The 14,902-nt window shown below is 72.4% G+C and carries 17 protein-coding genes; 13 read left to right on the plus strand and 4 right to left on the minus strand.

The features are described from left to right. Nucleotides 1–138: 138 nt before the first annotated feature. The 4 genes from LX15_RS33765 (at nt 139) to LX15_RS31395 (ending at nt 3,090) form a co-directional block, all read left to right on the plus strand. Nucleotides 139–249 (plus strand): transposase, encoded by a 111-nt coding sequence (locus tag LX15_RS33765; RefSeq protein ID WP_372502830.1) that lies wholly within the window; start codon nt 139–141, stop codon nt 247–249. Next, complete coding sequence (locus tag LX15_RS33770; protein WP_372502831.1) at nt 246–371, plus strand: hypothetical protein; 126 nt, start codon at nt 246–248, stop codon at nt 369–371. The genes LX15_RS33765 and LX15_RS33770 overlap by 4 nt, the downstream gene beginning before the upstream one ends. An 831-nt stretch (nt 372–1,202) precedes the next feature. Further along, nucleotides 1,203–2,078 carry a helix-turn-helix transcriptional regulator gene (locus LX15_RS31390; RefSeq protein WP_253674747.1) on the plus strand — a complete coding sequence of 292 codons (876 nt, stop codon included), beginning with the start codon at nt 1,203–1,205 and terminating at the stop codon, nt 2,076–2,078. 157 nt (nt 2,079–2,235) lie between these two features. Then, entirely contained in the window at nt 2,236–3,090 is an 855-nt protein-coding gene (locus tag LX15_RS31395; RefSeq protein WP_253674749.1) for an oxidoreductase, read from the plus strand. A gap of 672 nt (nt 3,091–3,762) precedes the next feature. Here the strand turns inward: LX15_RS31395 and LX15_RS31400 are convergent. After that, nucleotides 3,763–4,353: an NADPH-dependent FMN reductase gene (locus LX15_RS31400; RefSeq protein WP_253674751.1), complete on the minus strand. Its 591-nt coding sequence runs from the start codon at nt 4,351–4,353 to the stop codon at nt 3,763–3,765. A 321-nt stretch (nt 4,354–4,674) separates the two neighbouring features. On the opposite strand from LX15_RS31400, the gene LX15_RS31405 reads away from it, so the two are divergent. Beyond that, the gene (locus LX15_RS31405) at nt 4,675–5,088 is read left to right on the plus strand and encodes a DUF1330 domain-containing protein (RefSeq protein WP_253674753.1); all 414 of its coding nucleotides are present in this window, start codon (nt 4,675–4,677) and stop codon (nt 5,086–5,088) included. 54 nt (nt 5,089–5,142) lie between these two features. On the opposite strand, the gene LX15_RS31410 is transcribed toward LX15_RS31405, so the two are convergent. Next, the gene (locus LX15_RS31410) at nt 5,143–5,973 is read right to left on the minus strand and encodes an alpha/beta fold hydrolase (protein ID WP_253674754.1); all 831 of its coding nucleotides are present in this window, start codon (nt 5,971–5,973) and stop codon (nt 5,143–5,145) included. 99 nt (nt 5,974–6,072) lie between these two features. Here LX15_RS31410 and LX15_RS31415 point away from each other — a divergent pair, with 99 nt between their 5' ends. The 4 genes from LX15_RS31415 (at nt 6,073) to LX15_RS31430 (ending at nt 10,166) form a co-directional block, all read left to right on the plus strand. After that, complete coding sequence (locus tag LX15_RS31415) at nt 6,073–6,645, plus strand: PadR family transcriptional regulator (protein ID WP_253674755.1); 573 nt, start codon at nt 6,073–6,075, stop codon at nt 6,643–6,645. A gap of 411 nt (nt 6,646–7,056) precedes the next feature. Continuing rightward, complete coding sequence (locus LX15_RS31420; protein ID WP_253674756.1) at nt 7,057–8,007, plus strand: NAD(P)/FAD-dependent oxidoreductase; 951 nt, start codon at nt 7,057–7,059, stop codon at nt 8,005–8,007. Nucleotides 8,008–8,173: 166 nt separating this feature from the next. Beyond that, nucleotides 8,174–9,226 (plus strand): NAD(P)/FAD-dependent oxidoreductase, encoded by a 1,053-nt coding sequence (locus tag LX15_RS31425; RefSeq protein ID WP_253674757.1) that lies wholly within the window; start codon nt 8,174–8,176, stop codon nt 9,224–9,226. Nucleotides 9,227–9,386: 160 nt separating this feature from the next. After that, nucleotides 9,387–10,166 (plus strand): Clp protease N-terminal domain-containing protein, encoded by a 780-nt coding sequence (locus tag LX15_RS31430; protein WP_253674758.1) that lies wholly within the window; start codon nt 9,387–9,389, stop codon nt 10,164–10,166. 147 nt (nt 10,167–10,313) lie between these two features. Here the strand turns inward: LX15_RS31430 and LX15_RS31435 are convergent, their stop codons facing one another. Next, on the minus strand, nt 10,314–11,249 hold the full coding sequence (locus LX15_RS31435; protein WP_253674759.1) for a GlxA family transcriptional regulator: 936 nt from the start codon (nt 11,247–11,249) through the stop codon (nt 10,314–10,316). Between the two features lie 71 nt (nt 11,250–11,320). Between LX15_RS31435 and LX15_RS31440 the strand changes: the two genes are divergently transcribed. Beyond that, nucleotides 11,321–11,656 carry a cupin domain-containing protein gene (locus tag LX15_RS31440; protein WP_253674761.1) on the plus strand — a complete coding sequence of 112 codons (336 nt, stop codon included), beginning with the start codon at nt 11,321–11,323 and terminating at the stop codon, nt 11,654–11,656. 220 nt (nt 11,657–11,876) lie between these two features. Here LX15_RS31440 and LX15_RS31445 read toward each other — a convergent pair whose 3' ends face one another. Next, nucleotides 11,877–12,872 (minus strand): alpha/beta hydrolase, encoded by a 996-nt coding sequence (locus tag LX15_RS31445; RefSeq protein ID WP_253674763.1) that lies wholly within the window; start codon nt 12,870–12,872, stop codon nt 11,877–11,879. Nucleotides 12,873–13,034: 162 nt separating this feature from the next. Here LX15_RS31445 and LX15_RS31450 point away from each other — a divergent pair, with 162 nt between their 5' ends. The 3 genes from LX15_RS31450 to LX15_RS31460 all read left to right on the plus strand — a co-directional run bounded on the left by LX15_RS31450 (nt 13,035) and on the right by LX15_RS31460 (nt 14,813). Then, nucleotides 13,035–13,634 carry a TIGR03086 family metal-binding protein gene (locus LX15_RS31450; protein WP_253674764.1) on the plus strand — a complete coding sequence of 200 codons (600 nt, stop codon included), beginning with the start codon at nt 13,035–13,037 and terminating at the stop codon, nt 13,632–13,634. A gap of 152 nt (nt 13,635–13,786) precedes the next feature. After that, nucleotides 13,787–14,206, plus strand: coding sequence for a VOC family protein (locus tag LX15_RS31455; protein ID WP_253674765.1), 420 nt, complete (start codon nt 13,787–13,789; stop codon nt 14,204–14,206). Between the two features lie 7 nt (nt 14,207–14,213). Beyond that, a complete protein-coding gene (locus LX15_RS31460; protein WP_253674766.1) occupies nt 14,214–14,813 on the plus strand; it encodes a PadR family transcriptional regulator in 600 nt (199 codons plus the stop codon). The last annotated feature ends 89 nt before the right edge of the window (nt 14,814–14,902 follow it).

Raw genomic sequence — 14,902 nt, forward strand, 5'->3', positions numbered from 1 at the left:
ACTGGCTATGACAAACGAGCCCGGCATTGTCAGGCCATGGTCACTCTCGCCTGCCTACGACTCTGGCTGCCCTGACTTTGCGGACACGACCTAGGACGTGCCCTCAAAGCTGGTGTGGCTGATCAGCATTGATCCCGCATGGCGGTGCGTAGGCACGAGTTGGCCGACGAGCAGTGGCAGGCGATCGAACCCCTGCTGCCCGCTCCGGCGAGCAAGGGGCGCCCCCGGGTGGACGAGGCATCCGTGTGATCAACGGAATGTTGTTCAAGGCGAAGACCGGTGTGGCGTGGCGTGACCTGCCGGAACGGCACGGGCCGGGGAAGAGGTGTCGACAACCGGTTCTGGCGGTGGGTCACACACCACCGCCCTGACCACCCGTGGTGTCGCGGGTGCGGGTGATCGCCGAGGCCATCGACGAACTCGACCGCGAGGGTGGCGATCGACTCCAGCATCGGGCGATGCGCACCAGCACGCCCCTGGGCGCCCGCTCGCCCTCCCGCGTCCTCCACCGGGGAGGGCGGATCGTCGGCGGGCACCGTGAGCAGGCTGATCACGCCGTCAGGTGCTCCCCGTGGCGGACCACGACGATCCACCTCCGCTGTCGACGGCAGGGGCAGTCCGCTGTTGATCGTGCTCACCGCCGGCAACGCCAACGACACCATTGTGATCGAGGAGGGTCTGGCCGATATCCGCATCGCCCCGCCCGGTCGCCGCGCCCGCATGCCAGGCCGGAGCGGGTGATCGCGGACAAGGATTACTCCAGCCGCGCCAGCCGGGAACACCTGGCCCAACACGGCATCAGATCGACCCTTGCGGGAGAAGGGGTGACCAGGCCGAGAACCGACGCCGTCGCGACACGGCCGGCCGGCATCCCCACACCTTCAGCACGCAGATCGACCAGCGACACACCGTGGCCGGGCGCCGCCGCGACCGGTGCAAGGGCTGTCGCGGCATCGCCGCCCGCTACGACCGGCTGGCCCGCAACTACCTCGATGGGCTGAACCTTGTTGACCTGCTCGCCTGGCTTCGTGACCCGTCAGACACGCCCTAGCAGGCGACACGGTCCTTCACGGGTTCCGGGTTCCGAGACCGCTCAGCGTGGCCGCCACCGCCGTGCTCCTGACCCGCGGATCTGCCTGGGTGGCCCTCGCAGGGCCACCCATCCCGTTGGCCGGTGACCACGGCGCGCTCAGACTTGGGGCATGGCCAACAAGGAACTGGGCGACTTCCTCCGCGCCCGCCGCGCCGGACTCACACCGGAGGAGATCGGGCTCCCGGTCGAACTCGGTGTCGGTCGCCGCGTCGCCGGCCTGCGGCGCGGCGAGGTCGCCCGGTTGGCCGGGGTGAGCGTTGAGTACTACACCCGACTGGAACAAGGCCGTGTCGGACAGCCCTCCGAGCAGGTGCTGCTCGCCCTGTCCGACGCCCTGCGGCTGGACGACGTCGAGCGGCGGCACCTGTTCACCCTCGCCGGCACCGCACCCGGGATCCGGGACCGCGGCCAGCACTCGGCGCGACTGCGGCCGGCGATGCGACAGGTGCTGGAGTCGATGGACCTGTGCCCGGCCTACGTCCGCGACGGCAATCTGGAGATCGTCGCCGGGAACGCGCTGTGGGCACTGGTGTTCCCCGACATCGCCGCGCTGCCGCGCCGGGAACGCAACATGGTCCGCTGGACGCTGTTGGACCCCCGCGCGCGCCTGGTGTGGTGCGACTGGGAGAACGTGGCCCGCGACTACGTCCACGTGCTGCGGCTGGCCGCCGCGGACCAGCCGCGCAACCAGCGGATCACCAACCTGATCGGCGAGCTGATGGTGCGGTCGCCGGAGTTCCCGGCGTGGTGGTCCGAGCACCGCGTCCACGAACGCAGCACCGGCAGGAAGCGGATCCACCACCACATGGTCGGTGAACTCGAACTGCAATTCGAGATCTTCACCCCGGTCGCCGACCCGAGCCTGTCGATGCTGGTCTACTCCGCGCCGACCGGCTCTCCCAGTGAGGAGCGCCTGCGGCTGCTCGCCAGTTGGGGAAGCGAATCCGCGGCCGCGGCACACCAGGGCGCTGACGCCGACTCCTGACCGGCCCCAGCGGCCCCAGCGGGCATTCGGCCACCCCCATCACCCAGACACGACCCCGCCGCGCACGCGGGGCCGACACCGCCGTGCGCACATGCGCCCGGCGGCGCTCGATCACGGCCTCGATGGCCGTCACTGAGTCACTGAAAGGAAATCCCTGATGAGCAAGACGTTCCTGGTCACCGGTGTCAGCACCGGGCTCGGACTGGCGATCGCCCGGCGGGCGCTGGCGGCCGGGCACCGGGTGGCCGGCACGGTGCGCACCGAGCGGCACGCGGCCGCCTTCCAGTCCCTGGACGCCGAACGCGCCAGGGCCTTCGTCCTCGACCTGACCGACGAGGACCGGATCGAGCCGACCGTGCGCGCCGCCGAAGCCGCGTTGGGGCCGATCGAGGTGCTCGTGGCCAACGCCGGCTACGGCGTCGAGGGCACCTTCGAGGAGTCCACGATGGCCGATCTGCGCCACCAGTTCGAGGTCAACGTGTTCGGCACGGTGGCGACCATGAAGGCGGTGCTGCCCGGCATGCGCGAACGGCGGGGCGGCCACATCTTCGTGATCACCTCGATGGGCGGGATGACCACGTTCCCCGGACTGACGTTCTACGAAGGCAGCAAGCACGCCATGGAGGGCATCACCGAGGGACTCGCACAGGAGGTCGCGCGGTTCGGGGTGCGGGTGACCGCGGTAGCCCCCGGCGCGTTCGCGACCGACTGGGCGGGCCGGTCGCTGGTCCGCGTGCCCCGCAGCATCCCCGACTACGACGAGCTGTTCGACCCGATCCGCGCCCGCCGCCAGACCCTGGCCGGCCAGGGGATCGGCGATCCCGACCGCGCCGCCCAGGCCATCCTCACCGTGCTCGACGCCGACACGCCGCCCGTGCACCTGCTGCTCGGCTCGGACGCCCTGCGCCTGGTCACGGCCGGACGCCAGCGCGTCCAGAACGACATCGACACCTGGAAGGACCTCACCCTGTCCACCGACCGCCCCGACGGCGGGGTCACCGTCTCCTCCTGACACGGCGGTCGCCGTCGCGGGGAGCGCGTGGTCGACCAGCCTCGAACCTGGTCGACCACGTCGACGGACTCCTGATGGGCCGCGGCGGAGCCCGGGTCAGCCGCCCGATCCCCGGTGAGGGCGAGTGCGGTGGCCTTGCGCGTCAACCACCTGGTCCTGGGGTCCGTCCCCCGGGCGGAGGCCCGGGGCGTTGCCGGCCAGCAGCACGGCTTCCAGCAGGCGCTGAACACCGCCGTTGTCCAGCCCGGTCGCGCCGCGGTCGAACTCGACGGGTTGCCCCGGCCACCATGCCGCGAAGCGGGGCAGCCTGATCGGCGCGACGCCCGGTCAGTGCCCGCTTCGCGGCATGAAACGCCTGGTCAGATGCTGCTGTTCCGCTCCGACGAGCGAGGCCGCGACCTGGCACCAGTTTCCGTTCCGATGTTCCTCTCTGATGTTCCTCGACCCGGGCTGGCTCTCCCCACAACGGGACCACCGGCCGTCAACCTGGTGTCCAGACCGACTCGCCCCCCACAGCGCAGCGACGGATCGTCACCGACGCCATGCCGTTGCTGGTCGACTCAACCTGAACCGCGCACTGTTAGTCCTTTGTGGACAGTGGGTGGAGGGGTGTCCGCGAGCTATCCGGTCAGGATCGAGCGTGCCGGGTTTTCCTGTCTCTGCCGTGGTTTCTCATGCGGCGAAGGGCCTGGCGGCCTTGCCGTCGCGCAACGTCCACGCCCACCACGCGAGCTGGTCGAGCATGGTCCTGGTGGCGGCGGGACCGTCCGGGTCGACGGGCCGACCGTCGGCGCCGAACTGGTCCCAGACGTTCGCGAAGCTGACGGTGTCGCGAATGGTCACCGCGTGGAGTTCGGCGAAGACCACGCGGAGGTGTTCCACGGGGCGCAGGCCGCCGGAGATGGCGCCGTAGCTGACGAACGCGACCGGCTTGGCGTGCCACTGTTCGTTGTGCCAGTCGATGGCGTTCTTCAGCGAGGCCGGGTAGCTGTGGTTGTACTCGGGGGTCACCACGACGAACGCCTCGGCCCGCTCCAGACGCGGGGTCAGTGTCCGCAGGGCCTCGACCGCGGCGGGGGAGGGCGCTCCGGCGAGGTCCGGCAGCGCCAGGGGCAGGTCGACCTCGGCGAGGTCGATGACGTCCACGTCCCAGTCACCGCGTTCCCCGGCCTGGTCGGCGACCCAGTTCGCCACGGTCGGCCCGAACCGGCCGTCCCGGACACTGCCGATGATCACTGCGAGCGGGAGCGGGTTCTCGGACACGACTGCTTCCTTCGCTGGTCAGGGGGTGTGAGGAGTGGTTCCTCGGGCTTCGGGTTGCAGCCTCGTCTCTGAACTGGGGTTGAGGTCAAGAGAGGTTCGGTCACGTGCCGCCTGTCGGGACGGCCCCCGGCGGATCATCGCTGGAAGGCGCGGCACACCCCGTTGTCCCGTCGACATACCGGAAACCACGGAGGCTCGGCCCTCCGCCCGCCGTCGTGTGGGTAGGTGGGGGCATTACCTCCGAGGTAATCGACGGACGTCGATCAGGGCAGCAGGATGGTCGATGTCAACACCACCACCCACCACCCCGGGGAGAGACCGATGACCGCCTACGCCCTGGCCCACCTGCGCCGCCCGACCGCCGTCCACCCCGAGGTGTTCGAGTACATGGAGCGCATCCAGTCCACCCTGGACCCGTACTCGGGGAGGTTCCTCGTCCACGGCGCGCCCGTGGAGGTTCGCGAGGGCGCCTGGCCGGGCGATCTGGTGATGATCGGGTTCCCGAGCATGGAGCTGGCGCGGGCCTGGTACGACTCGCCGGCCTACCAGGAGATCCTGCCGCTGCGCGCCCAGCACCTGGAGGGCGACCTGGTGCTGGTGGAGGGCGTGGAGCCGGACCACGACTCGGCGGCGATGGCCGCGGCGATGCGCGCCGCGCTCGGCGCGGGCACCACCGCCGACACCCCCGCGTCCGACACCCCCGCGTCCGACACCTCCGCCAGCGCGGACAGGTGACCCGCGCGACGGTCTCGTGACCGGGCCGCGCGCCCGGTCACGAGACCTCGTGCCTCACCAGCGCCCGGGCGCGGCCGAGGCCGGGAGCTGGTCGAGGAACCGCCTGACCACCGCGGCGAACTGGTCGGCGTGGCTGAGGTACAGGTCGTGCCCCGCGCCGTCGATCGTGACCAGCTCGGTGTTGGGGCGGCGGCGGACCATCTCCGCGCCGAGCGCGGGCGGGATCAGCGGGCTGTCCCCGCCCCGCACCAGCAGCAGGGGTTGGGCGCTGGCGGTCCAGTCCTCCCACCACGCGCCGCAGACAGCCCGCTTGAGCTGGTGCACCTCCTCGGCCCGCCACAGGAAGCGCCAGCCGTGCTCGTCCTCGACCGCGCTCTCGGCGAAGTGCTCGACCACGCCGAACACGGTCGCCCTGGCGATCGCCACCCGCAGCGCCTCCAGCGTCGGGAACCGGGCGGGGAGGCGGAGGATCTCGGTGTCCTCCGGCACGTCGATCTCGGCTCCGATGTCCACCACGACCGCGGCGGCCACCAGCTCCGGCCGCCGGGCCGCGAGTTGGACGGCGTTGATCCCGCCGAGGGAGTGGCCGACCACGAGGGCGGGGGCCAGGTCCAACTGTTCGATCACGGCCGCCGCGTCGCGCAGGAACGCCTCGCGGCCGTAGTCCCCGGGGTGGTCGGACAGCCCGTGCCCCCGTTGGTCCACGGCGATGACGCGGTAGTCGGGGCCGAGGCGTTCGGCGAGGTCGAGGAACACGCGTCCCCTGCCGTAGGCGCCGTGGAGGGCGAGCACCGGCCGGCCGGTCCCTCCGGTGTCCACATAGGCCAGTCGGTGCCCTTCCGGCGTGCGCAGGTACCGGGTCCGCGCGTCCACGACGGTGGTCATGATCCCTCCTCGGGTCGATGGTGGCGGTAACTCTAATCGAGTGCCCTCTATTCGAGATAGTAGGATGACCACGGACACCGGAAGGGCGGGAGGGCGTCGGTGCTGACGTTGTGCATCCTCGGGTTCCTCTACGAGGAGCCCCTGCACGCCTACGACCTCAGGCAACGCATCTCGGGCCTGAGCGGGCACATCCGCCCGGTCAGCGACGGGGCGCTGTACCCGGCGCTCAACCGGCTCCAGGCCGCGGGGCACCTGACCAAGCACACCGAACCCGGCGCGGGCCCCACGCCCCGCAACGTGTTCCGGCTGACCGACAGTGGCCGGGCCGAGCTGCTGCGCCGCCTGCGGGAGCCGGCGGAGGTGGAGGTCACCGACCGGAACTCGTTCCTGATCCTGTTGGCTTTCCTCGGCTTCCTGCCCGACCCCGCCGACCAGGCACGGGTGCTGCGCCGCCGCCTGGAGTTCATGGAACAGCCGGCCAGCTACTTCTACGACCGGGGCCGGCCGTTGCGCGCCGCCGACATGACCGACCGGTTCCGCAGGGGGATGCTGACGCTGGCGGCGGCCACCAGCCGCGCGGACAAGGCGTGGCTGCGTCAGACCATCGCCGAGTTGGAGGCCGCCGCGTCCGGCCAGGACACCCCGCCCGCCCCCGGCGACACGACTCGATGACCGCGTCCGCCTTCCACGAACTCCCGCGACACCGCGGGGGCCGTTGAGTACGGTGATCATGTCTCCCGCGACGCCGTCCGTCGACGCGCACGAGGGAGACTGCTTCATCTGCTGACGTGGTCCGCTGTGGTGCGCACGCGGAGCGCGGCCCGGGTGCGCCGAGCGGCCACTGCGGGGGAACAGCGCGCTGGACCGGGACCACCGCCGCGGTGCGGCCAGAGAGGGCCAGCGCGCCAGCGTCGTGCACCGACATGTCCGATCCCGGTGCGGAACCAGGCCGCGGCGCCGGTCGTGCCGCGCCTCCCATGAGCACCGGGTTCCGGGCGAGAACGACGACGACAACTGATGGCGACAACCGATGACGCCGGCTCACCCCGGGGCTGAGGTGGGCGCGGTGGGAAGGGCGACCGCATGAAGTACGACGTGGTGGTGGTCGGTGGTGGCGTGGCCGGACTGACCGCCGGGCTGGTGTTGGCGCGAGCGCGGCGACGGGTCCTGGTGGTCGACGCCGGGGAGCCGCGCAACACACCGGCCGCGCACCTGCACAACTTCCTGTCCCGCGACGGCATGCCGCCGGCGGAGCTGCTCACGGCGGGTCGGGACGAGGTGACCGCCTACGGCGGTGAAGTGATCAAGGACCGGGTGGTGGGCGTCGAGCGCGACGAGACCGGCGGGTTCCTGGTCCGGCGCGCGAACGGTCCGGACCTGACCGCGCGGGCCGTGCTGGTGGCCACGGGGTTGCGGGACGAGTTGCCGGAGATCCCGGGTGTGCGCGAGCGGTGGGGCAGGGACGTGGTGCACTGCCCGTACTGCCACGGCTACGAGGTCCGGGACACCCCGATCGCGGTGCTGGGCGGCGACAACCGGCCGTTCACCCTGCACCAGGCGTCGCTGGTGCGGCAGTGGTCGGAGGACGTGGTGTTCTTCCCGAACCGGATCGCGCTGACCGACGAGGAGCGGGAGCGGCTGGCCGCGCGCGGGGTGGAGGTCGTCGACGGCGAGGTGGCGCGCCTGGTCGTGGCCGAGGACCGGGTGCGGGGTGTCGAGCTGGGGGACGGGCGGGTCGTCGCCAGGGCCACGGTGTTCGTGGGTCCTCGGTTCGTGCCGCGGGACGAGCTGCTGCGCGACCTGGGTTGTGCGGTGGGGGACAACGGCTGGGTGAGCGTCGACCCGACGGGCCGCACCAGCGTGGCGGGGGTGTGGGCCGCCGGCAACGCCGTCGACTCGCCGGCCCAGCTCGTCAACGCCGCCAGCGCGGGGTCCAGCGCCGCGATCGCGATCAACCACCACCTGCTGGCGCTGGAGGTCGACCAGGCCGTCGCGGAGCGCCGGGGAAGGGATGGCGCGCCCGCCGCGAACTGACCTGGCGGCATGTCGGACAAGGGGCTGTCCCCCGGCTCGGTCGCCGGGGACAGCCCCTTGTCACGTGCGCGCCCCCTGGCCTCAGGTGTGTTGGCCTCCGCCGTCCGGTTTCGCGAAAACGGCAACAAAGGTTGCTGTTCTGTCCCGCTCGGGCGCACGATGGGCCATGGAGGTGATCGCGATGGGCGCGATGGAGTACGACGTGGTGGTGGTCGGCGGCGGGGCGGCCGGCCTGACCGCCGCGATGGTGTTGGCCCGGGCCTGCCGGCGGGTGGCCGTGGTCGACTCCCGCGAGCCGCGCAACGCGCCGGCCGCGCACATGCACGGCTTCCTATCCCGGGACGGGATGCCGCCGGCGCACCTGCTCGCCGTGGGCCGGGGCGAGGTGTTCGGCTACGGCGGCGAGGTGGTCAAGGACCGGGTGCTCGGGGTCGAACGGACCCCGGACCAAGGCTTCACCGTGCGCCTGGCCGAGGGGCCGGCGCTGACGACCCGTGCCGTGCTGGTGGCCACCGGGTTGCGCGACGAGTTGCCCGAGATCCCGGGCGTGCGCGAGCGGTGGGGCGATGACGTGCTGCACTGCCCGTACTGCCACGGCTACGAGGTCCGCGGCACCGCGATCGGCGTGCTCGGCGGCGAGGCGCGCGAACTGTCGCTCCACCAGGCGCTGCTGCTGCGCCAGTGGACCGAGGATCTGGTGTTCTTCCCGAACCGGATCGCGCTGACCGACGAGGAGCGGGAGCGGCTGGCCGCGCGTGGCGTGCGGGTCGTGGACGGCGAGGTGGCGCGTGTGGTGGTCGAGGAGGACCGGGTGCGCGCCGTCGAGATGAAGGATGGCCGCGAGGTGCCTCGGACGTCGGTGTTCGTGGCTCCGCGGTTCGTGCCGCGGGACGAGCTGCTGCGCAGCCTGGGTTGTGCGGTGGGGGACAACGGTTGGGTGAGCGTCGACCCGACGGGCCGCACCAGCGTGCCCGGCGTGTGGGCCGCCGGCAACGTGGTGGACCCGCGCGCCCAGGTGATCACGGCCGCCGGCGCCGGCTCGGTCGCCGCCATCGCGATCAACGGCTTCCTCGTGGAGGAGGACGTCGACCGGGCCGTCGCCGACTACCGCGTGTCGGGGGAGATGTTCTCGAACCTGGTGGAGCGACGGGTGAGCGAGGCCGTGGTCGGCGACCGCCGGCACGGATTGAAGGCCGAGGTCGCCGGCCCCCAGCCCTGAGCGCACGACGCGCTCCGCGATCCCGCCCCGGTGGGGCGGGCTGCCACGCCCGCCCCACCCGCGCTCACGCGATCCTCTGACCCCTGGACCTGTAACCCCAATGGGGTTACAGTGGGGGCATGTTAGGACACCCACGGGGATCAGCCAGGAGGCCCGCGTGATGCCGAAGATCAACGTCTATCTGCCCGACGACCTGGCCGAGGCGGTCAGGAACGCTGGAGTCCCGGTGTCGGCGGTGTGCCAGCGCGCACTGGAGCAGGCCGTGCGGCGGGTGACGGCCATCCGGGAGTCGGCGCTGACCGACCTCGACCAGGAGGAACCCACCGGAGCGCTGTCCCACCTCACCCCCAGGACCAGGACGGCCCTGAAACTGGCCGTGGCCAGGGCGCGCGAGGACGGCGCGCCAGCGCTGGGCACCGAGCACCTGCTCAGCGGCGTGCTCACCGAGGGCACCAACCTGGCCCTGCACGTGCTGCGCGCCATGGACATCGACCCGGAGCACGTGGCGCGTGACCTGGCCCAGCAGTGGCCCGCGTCGCGGGAGGACGGCGGGGAGGACGGCGCAGGGAACAGCGAACCCCGGCGGTTCGACGGGTTCGCGGCCAACGCGCTGGAGCTGGCCGTCAGCGAGGCGATGTCGCTGGGGCACAACTACGTCGGGTGCGAGCACCTGCTGCTCGGCCTGGCCTCCGAGCCCGACGGCCTCGCGGGACAGGTCCTGCGGGGTCGGGGCGCCGAACCCCGGCTCGTCCGGCGGGCCGTCACGGCCGCGCTCGCGGGGTACGTCCACCTGCGCTCGGAGAGCCAGCAGGCCCGGTCGGCCGCCTCGCCCGGCGCGCACCAGGCGCTGGCCGCGGCGATCCGTCAGGAGATCGAGCCGCTCACGCGCCGCCTCGCCCGGTTGGAGGAGCACGTTGGACTGTCCACAGAGGACTCCTGACCGCCCGGTGCTCCACTGACCGCGCTCAGGGCGGTGTGGCCTTCCTGGCGCCTCGCTCGCCCGACGGCCGCACCGCCCTGAGCGCCTCCCATCGCCCGCCCGCCCGGACGACCCCGAGGGGCGGTCGCGTCACCAGGAGCGGGCGCGTCACGAGGACCGGAACGCCCGCCGATAAGCGCCCGGGGTCGTGCCCACCAGGGCGCGGAAGCGGCGGCGCAGGTTGACCGCCGAGCTGAGACCGACGCGCTCCGCGATCACCTCCACCGGCAGGTCCGTCTCCTCCAACAGGGTGCGGGCCCGCGCCACCCGGCGGGACAGCAGCCACGCGCCCGGACTCATGCCCACCTGCTCGGCGAAGCGCCGGGCCAGCGTGCGGGGCGAGACACCGAGGTGCGCGGCCATCCTGCCCACCGACAACGGTGCCTCCAGACGCGCGCCGGCCCAGTCGAGCAGGCCGTCCAGCGCGTCCGTGGGCGGCGGGGACGGCACGTACTGGGCCTGACCGCCGTCGCGGCGCGGCGGCATCACCATGTGCCGTGCGACCAGCGCGGCGTGCGCGGCCCCGTGATCCTTCCGGACCAGGTGCAGGCACAGATCGATGCCCGCGCCCGCCCCGGCGCTGGTGGCGACGTCGCCGTGGTCCACGTACAGCCGGTCCGGCTCCACGCGCACCCGGGGGAACTCCCGGCGCAGTTGCGCGGCGCGCCCCCAGTGCGTGGTGGCCGAGCGGCCGTCCAGCAGCCCGGTGCGGGCCAGGGCGAACACCCCGGAGCAGATCGTGACGAGCCGCGCTCCCCTGGCGTGGGCCCGCAGCAACGCGCGGCGCACGCGGGGCGAGAGCGGCGCCTCCACCGGCAGCCAGCCCGGGATGATCACGGTGTCCGCGGCGTCGAGCGCCGAGAGCCCCCGCGACACCGTGATCGCGTACCCGGCCGACGTCGGCACCGGGCCGGGCGTCTCCGTGCACACCTCGAACTCGTAGTACCGCGGCACCCCGACCCGTTCGGTGCCGAAGACCTCGGCGGCGCAGCCCAGTTCGAACGTCGACTGCACCGGGCGCACCAGGGCCACCACGCGATGCATGGCAGGAAAATACCCCTTGGTGTCTTTGCTGACACTGTCCCGGAGCGGACCGCGCTCGGCACTGTGGGGGCATGCATCCCGAGATCCTCGACCAGCAGGGCTACACCTCCGCGTCCGTGACCGAAGCCCCCGTCCGCGAGCTGTTCCCCGGGATCCGGCTCCGTCCACTGTGGAAGGGGCCGTCCGGTGCGCACGCCAACGTGCTGGAGATGGACCCGGGCACGTCCTGGCCGCACCGCGACGTGCACGAGCCGGGGCCGGAGGAGGTCTACGTGGTCGCGGGCACGTTCAACGACGGCGCGCGCGACTACCCCGCCGGGACGTTCCTGCACGCGCCGGCCGGGACGTGGCACGTGCCCTCCACGACGACCGGCTGCACGCTGTTCCTCTTCTATCCCGAGGGCTAGGTCGGCTGTCCACTGTGGAGCAGCCGACCGCGTGGTCGGCCGCGGAACAGCGCCGTCCGCGCAGACGGCGGCGACGCGGACGCCGGCCCGGTGACGCACGGCCAGCTCGTCGTGGTGCCATGGCCGTCCACCCGAGGAACTTCCGACCTCGCGGTGGGCGGCCTGGCGACGGGACCGCACCGAGCTGGAGGGAGCTGGACGTGGGACCCCTCGGCCACGGTCACCTCCCGGTCGCGCCCCGTCCGGTCGCACCCCGCCCGATCACGAGGCGCAGGTGCTCGGCGACCTGCTCGGTGGCCCGCGCGCAGACGGCCGAGTGGCGGGTGAACTGGAGGAACCCGTGGGTGAGGTTGGGGTGGTGGACGTAGGTGAGGTCGTTGCCGGCCTCCGCCAGCGCCCAGGCGTAGGCGTGGCCCACGTCGCGGAGCGGGTCGAAGCCGGTGGTGACCAGCAGCGCCGGCGGCAGGTCCGCGTGGGAGTCGGCGTGCAGCGGGGAGACCGAGGGGTCACGGAGATCAACGTCGTGGGGCAGGTAGTTCCAGGCGAACAGGAGGATCCCGGCCGTCTCCAGGTAGTGGCCGCACCGGTTCTCACTGCCCGCCGGCGTGTCGAAGGGGAGCGCGGTCTCCGGGTACAGCGGCGCCTGCGCCGCCAGGCGCGGGCCGCCCTCGTCCCGGAACCGCAGGGTCAGCGCGCAGGTCATGTTCCCGCCGGCGGAGTCCCCGCCGAGCGCGATCCGCGCGGGGTCGACGTTCTCCTCCGCCGCGTGCTCGACCAGCCAGCGCACCACGAACGCGCACTCCTCCAACTGGACCGGGTACTTGGCCTCCGGAGCGAGCCGGTAGTCCACCGCGTAGGTCGTGATGCCCGCGTGCTCGGCGAGGAGCCGCATGGGGGTCTCGAACTCGTCGGGCGTCCCCACCGTCCACCCGCCGCCGTGGAGGTAGACCAGGGCGCCGCGCGGAGCGCCGGTGGCCTGACGCGGGTCGTGCGCCCGGACCGGCAGGCTGCCGTGCGGGCCGTCCAGGACGAGGGTGCGCACCTGTCCGATCGGCGGATGCGGGCCGTGGCCGAGCGCGCGGTGGGAGCGACGCGCGTCCGCGATCCGTTCGTCCGCGCCGAGGACCGGCGCTCGCGGTAGCCACGCCGCCAGCTCGGGGTCCAGCGTCCCGCGCCCGACCCGCTCGGGAACCGTGGTCCGGTCGTACACCGGCATGCGTGCCGCCCTTTCGGTGGGGAAGGCGTCTGACGGTGGTCGGCTTGCCGGGGACGACCCGGGACAAACCCCCGCCACGAGGTCCGGATCTCGCCGGCTCGTCCGCGCCTTGAGGGCGGATTCCCGCCGGAACCCCGCGCGGACGAAGATCAGAATCGGGGCATGCGAGACACGGACAGCACGTTGCTCGGCCACTTCGACACCGCGGTCGCCGGGTTCGACGGGCGCCTGCGCGCGGTTCCGGCGACGGAGTGGGGCAGCCCCACGCCGTGCACCGAGTGGAACGTGCGCCAGCTCGTCAACCACATGATCCAGGGCAGCCGCATCTACGTCGCGCTCCTGCGCGGCGGCAGCAGCGCGGAGTTCATGGCGAACCTGAACCAGGAGGCGCTGGACGGCGACCCCCTGACCACCTACCGGGAGGCCGCGGCGGAGTGCCGGGCGGCGTTCCTGGCCGACGGCGCGTTCGACCGGGTCGTCGACTACCCGTTCGGCCCGGTGCCCGGGCGGCAGTTGCTCGGTCTGTACGTGGTCGACGCCGTCGTGCACACCTGGGACCTGGCCCGCGCGGTGGGACTGGACGAGCGGCTCGACCCGAGGACCGTCGGCTGGGTCCTCGACAACTTCGAGTGGATCTATCACGGCGTCACCGAGAGCCCCATCACCGACAGCTACCAGTACTACGGGCCGCCCACGGCCGTCGCGTCGCCCGCCGAGACCGCCCAGAACCGTCTCCTCCACGCGATGGGACGCAATCCCTGAGCACCGACGCCGCACCGGGTGCGCCGGGGACCGCCATCACCGGCTTGCTCGCGAGGGCAGGAAGTCACCAGCCGGGACTAGCCAAATTCGGCTAGTCCCGGCTAGCCTGCTGAAGGCAGGTAGCCAAATTTGGTCAGTGAGGAGCGGTTCCCATGTCGTCGTTAACGCCCTACGTGATGGCGCCCGCGAAGCCCTTCACCCACTTCATCAAGAGCGTCTTCGACGCCGAGATCTCCCACGTCGTCCCGTTGCCCATGGACCCGGAGCGGGTGATGCACGCCGAGGCCAGGATCGGCACGGGGGTGTTGTTCTTCGCCGACTCCGGCGCCCACGGGGAGCAGTGCCAGACCAACCCCACCGAGCCCGCCCACATCCAGATGTGGGTGACCGTGCCGGACCCCGACGCGGTGTTCGCGCGGGCCGTCGCCGCCGGGGCCCGGTCGGCGCAGGAGATCACCGCGCAGGAGGACGGCAGCCGGATGGGAGGCTTCGTCGACCCCTTCGGCACCCTGTGGTGGATCAGCACCCGCCGGCCGGGTCACGACAGCGACGCGGTGGCGACGACGGAGTGAGGCACACATGACGGCGGTGAGACTGCTCGTGCTGGGCGCGGTGCGGCGGCGGGGACGCGCCCACGGCTACCAGGTCCGCGCGGACCTGGAGTCCTGGGGCGCGCACGAGTGGTCCAGCGCCACCTCCGGCTCGGTGTACCACGCGCTCAAGGCCATGACCGGGCAGGGACTGCTGGTCCTGCACGAGACGACCCCGAGCGAGGCGGGCGGTCCACCGCGCATGGAGTACGAGCTGACGGAGGAGGGCGAGCGGACCTACCTCGCCCTCCTCCGCTCGGCCCTGTCCAGCCGCGACCCCCGGCTCGACCTCCTGGCCGCCGCGGTGGGCTTCCTCGACGATCTGCCTCGCGCCGAGGCGGTCGACCTGCTGCGGCGCCGCGCGCGGGCGATGGACGAGTGGCGGAGGAGCATCACCACGCACCTGCCGCCCGACGCCAACCTGGACGAGTGGGGGCCGGTCGGCGAGGTCGTCTCGCTGTGGCTGCACACCGCGGAGAGTCGCGCGGAGTGGACCCACCGACTGATCCGCCGCCTGGAGGCGGGCGCCTTCCGCATGGCCGGCGAAGACGACGCAGACTGCGTAGACGACGCAGACGGCGAGAACTAGACGAGTAATGCGTAACTGGGGTTAGTGGTCGTAGGCGGTCAGGGAGCGGGTGACGGGCTGGCCGGTGGCGCGGTTGTGCCAGATGGCGG

The sequence above is a fragment of the Streptoalloteichus tenebrarius genome (assembly GCF_024171885.1).
Classification (GTDB): Bacteria; Actinomycetota; Actinomycetes; order Mycobacteriales; family Pseudonocardiaceae; genus Streptoalloteichus; species Streptoalloteichus tenebrarius.

Excerpts from the sequence above, each read along its gene's own strand:
- LX15_RS33765 (WP_372502830.1), top strand. The coding sequence starts at position 139 with ATGGCGGTGCGTAGGCACGAGTTGGCCGACGAGCAGTGGCAGGCGATC.
- LX15_RS31390 (WP_253674747.1), top strand. The coding sequence starts at position 1,203 with ATGGCCAACAAGGAACTGGGCGACTTCCTCCGCGCCCGCCGCGCCGGA.
- LX15_RS31395 (WP_253674749.1), top strand. The coding sequence starts at position 2,236 with ATGAGCAAGACGTTCCTGGTCACCGGTGTCAGCACCGGGCTCGGACTG.
- LX15_RS31405 (WP_253674753.1), top strand. The coding sequence starts at position 4,675 with ATGACCGCCTACGCCCTGGCCCACCTGCGCCGCCCGACCGCCGTCCAC.
- LX15_RS31410 (WP_253674754.1), bottom strand. The coding sequence starts at position 5,973 with ATGACCACCGTCGTGGACGCGCGGACCCGGTACCTGCGCACGCCGGAA.
- LX15_RS31420 (WP_253674756.1), top strand. The coding sequence starts at position 7,057 with ATGAAGTACGACGTGGTGGTGGTCGGTGGTGGCGTGGCCGGACTGACC.
- LX15_RS31425 (WP_253674757.1), top strand. The coding sequence starts at position 8,174 with ATGGAGGTGATCGCGATGGGCGCGATGGAGTACGACGTGGTGGTGGTC.
- LX15_RS31430 (WP_253674758.1), top strand. The coding sequence starts at position 9,387 with ATGCCGAAGATCAACGTCTATCTGCCCGACGACCTGGCCGAGGCGGTC.
- LX15_RS31435 (WP_253674759.1), bottom strand. The coding sequence starts at position 11,249 with ATGCATCGCGTGGTGGCCCTGGTGCGCCCGGTGCAGTCGACGTTCGAA.
- LX15_RS31440 (WP_253674761.1), top strand. The coding sequence starts at position 11,321 with ATGCATCCCGAGATCCTCGACCAGCAGGGCTACACCTCCGCGTCCGTG.
- LX15_RS31445 (WP_253674763.1), bottom strand. The coding sequence starts at position 12,872 with ATGCCGGTGTACGACCGGACCACGGTTCCCGAGCGGGTCGGGCGCGGG.
- LX15_RS31450 (WP_253674764.1), top strand. The coding sequence starts at position 13,035 with ATGCGAGACACGGACAGCACGTTGCTCGGCCACTTCGACACCGCGGTC.
- LX15_RS31455 (WP_253674765.1), top strand. The coding sequence starts at position 13,787 with ATGTCGTCGTTAACGCCCTACGTGATGGCGCCCGCGAAGCCCTTCACC.
- LX15_RS31460 (WP_253674766.1), top strand. The coding sequence starts at position 14,214 with ATGACGGCGGTGAGACTGCTCGTGCTGGGCGCGGTGCGGCGGCGGGGA.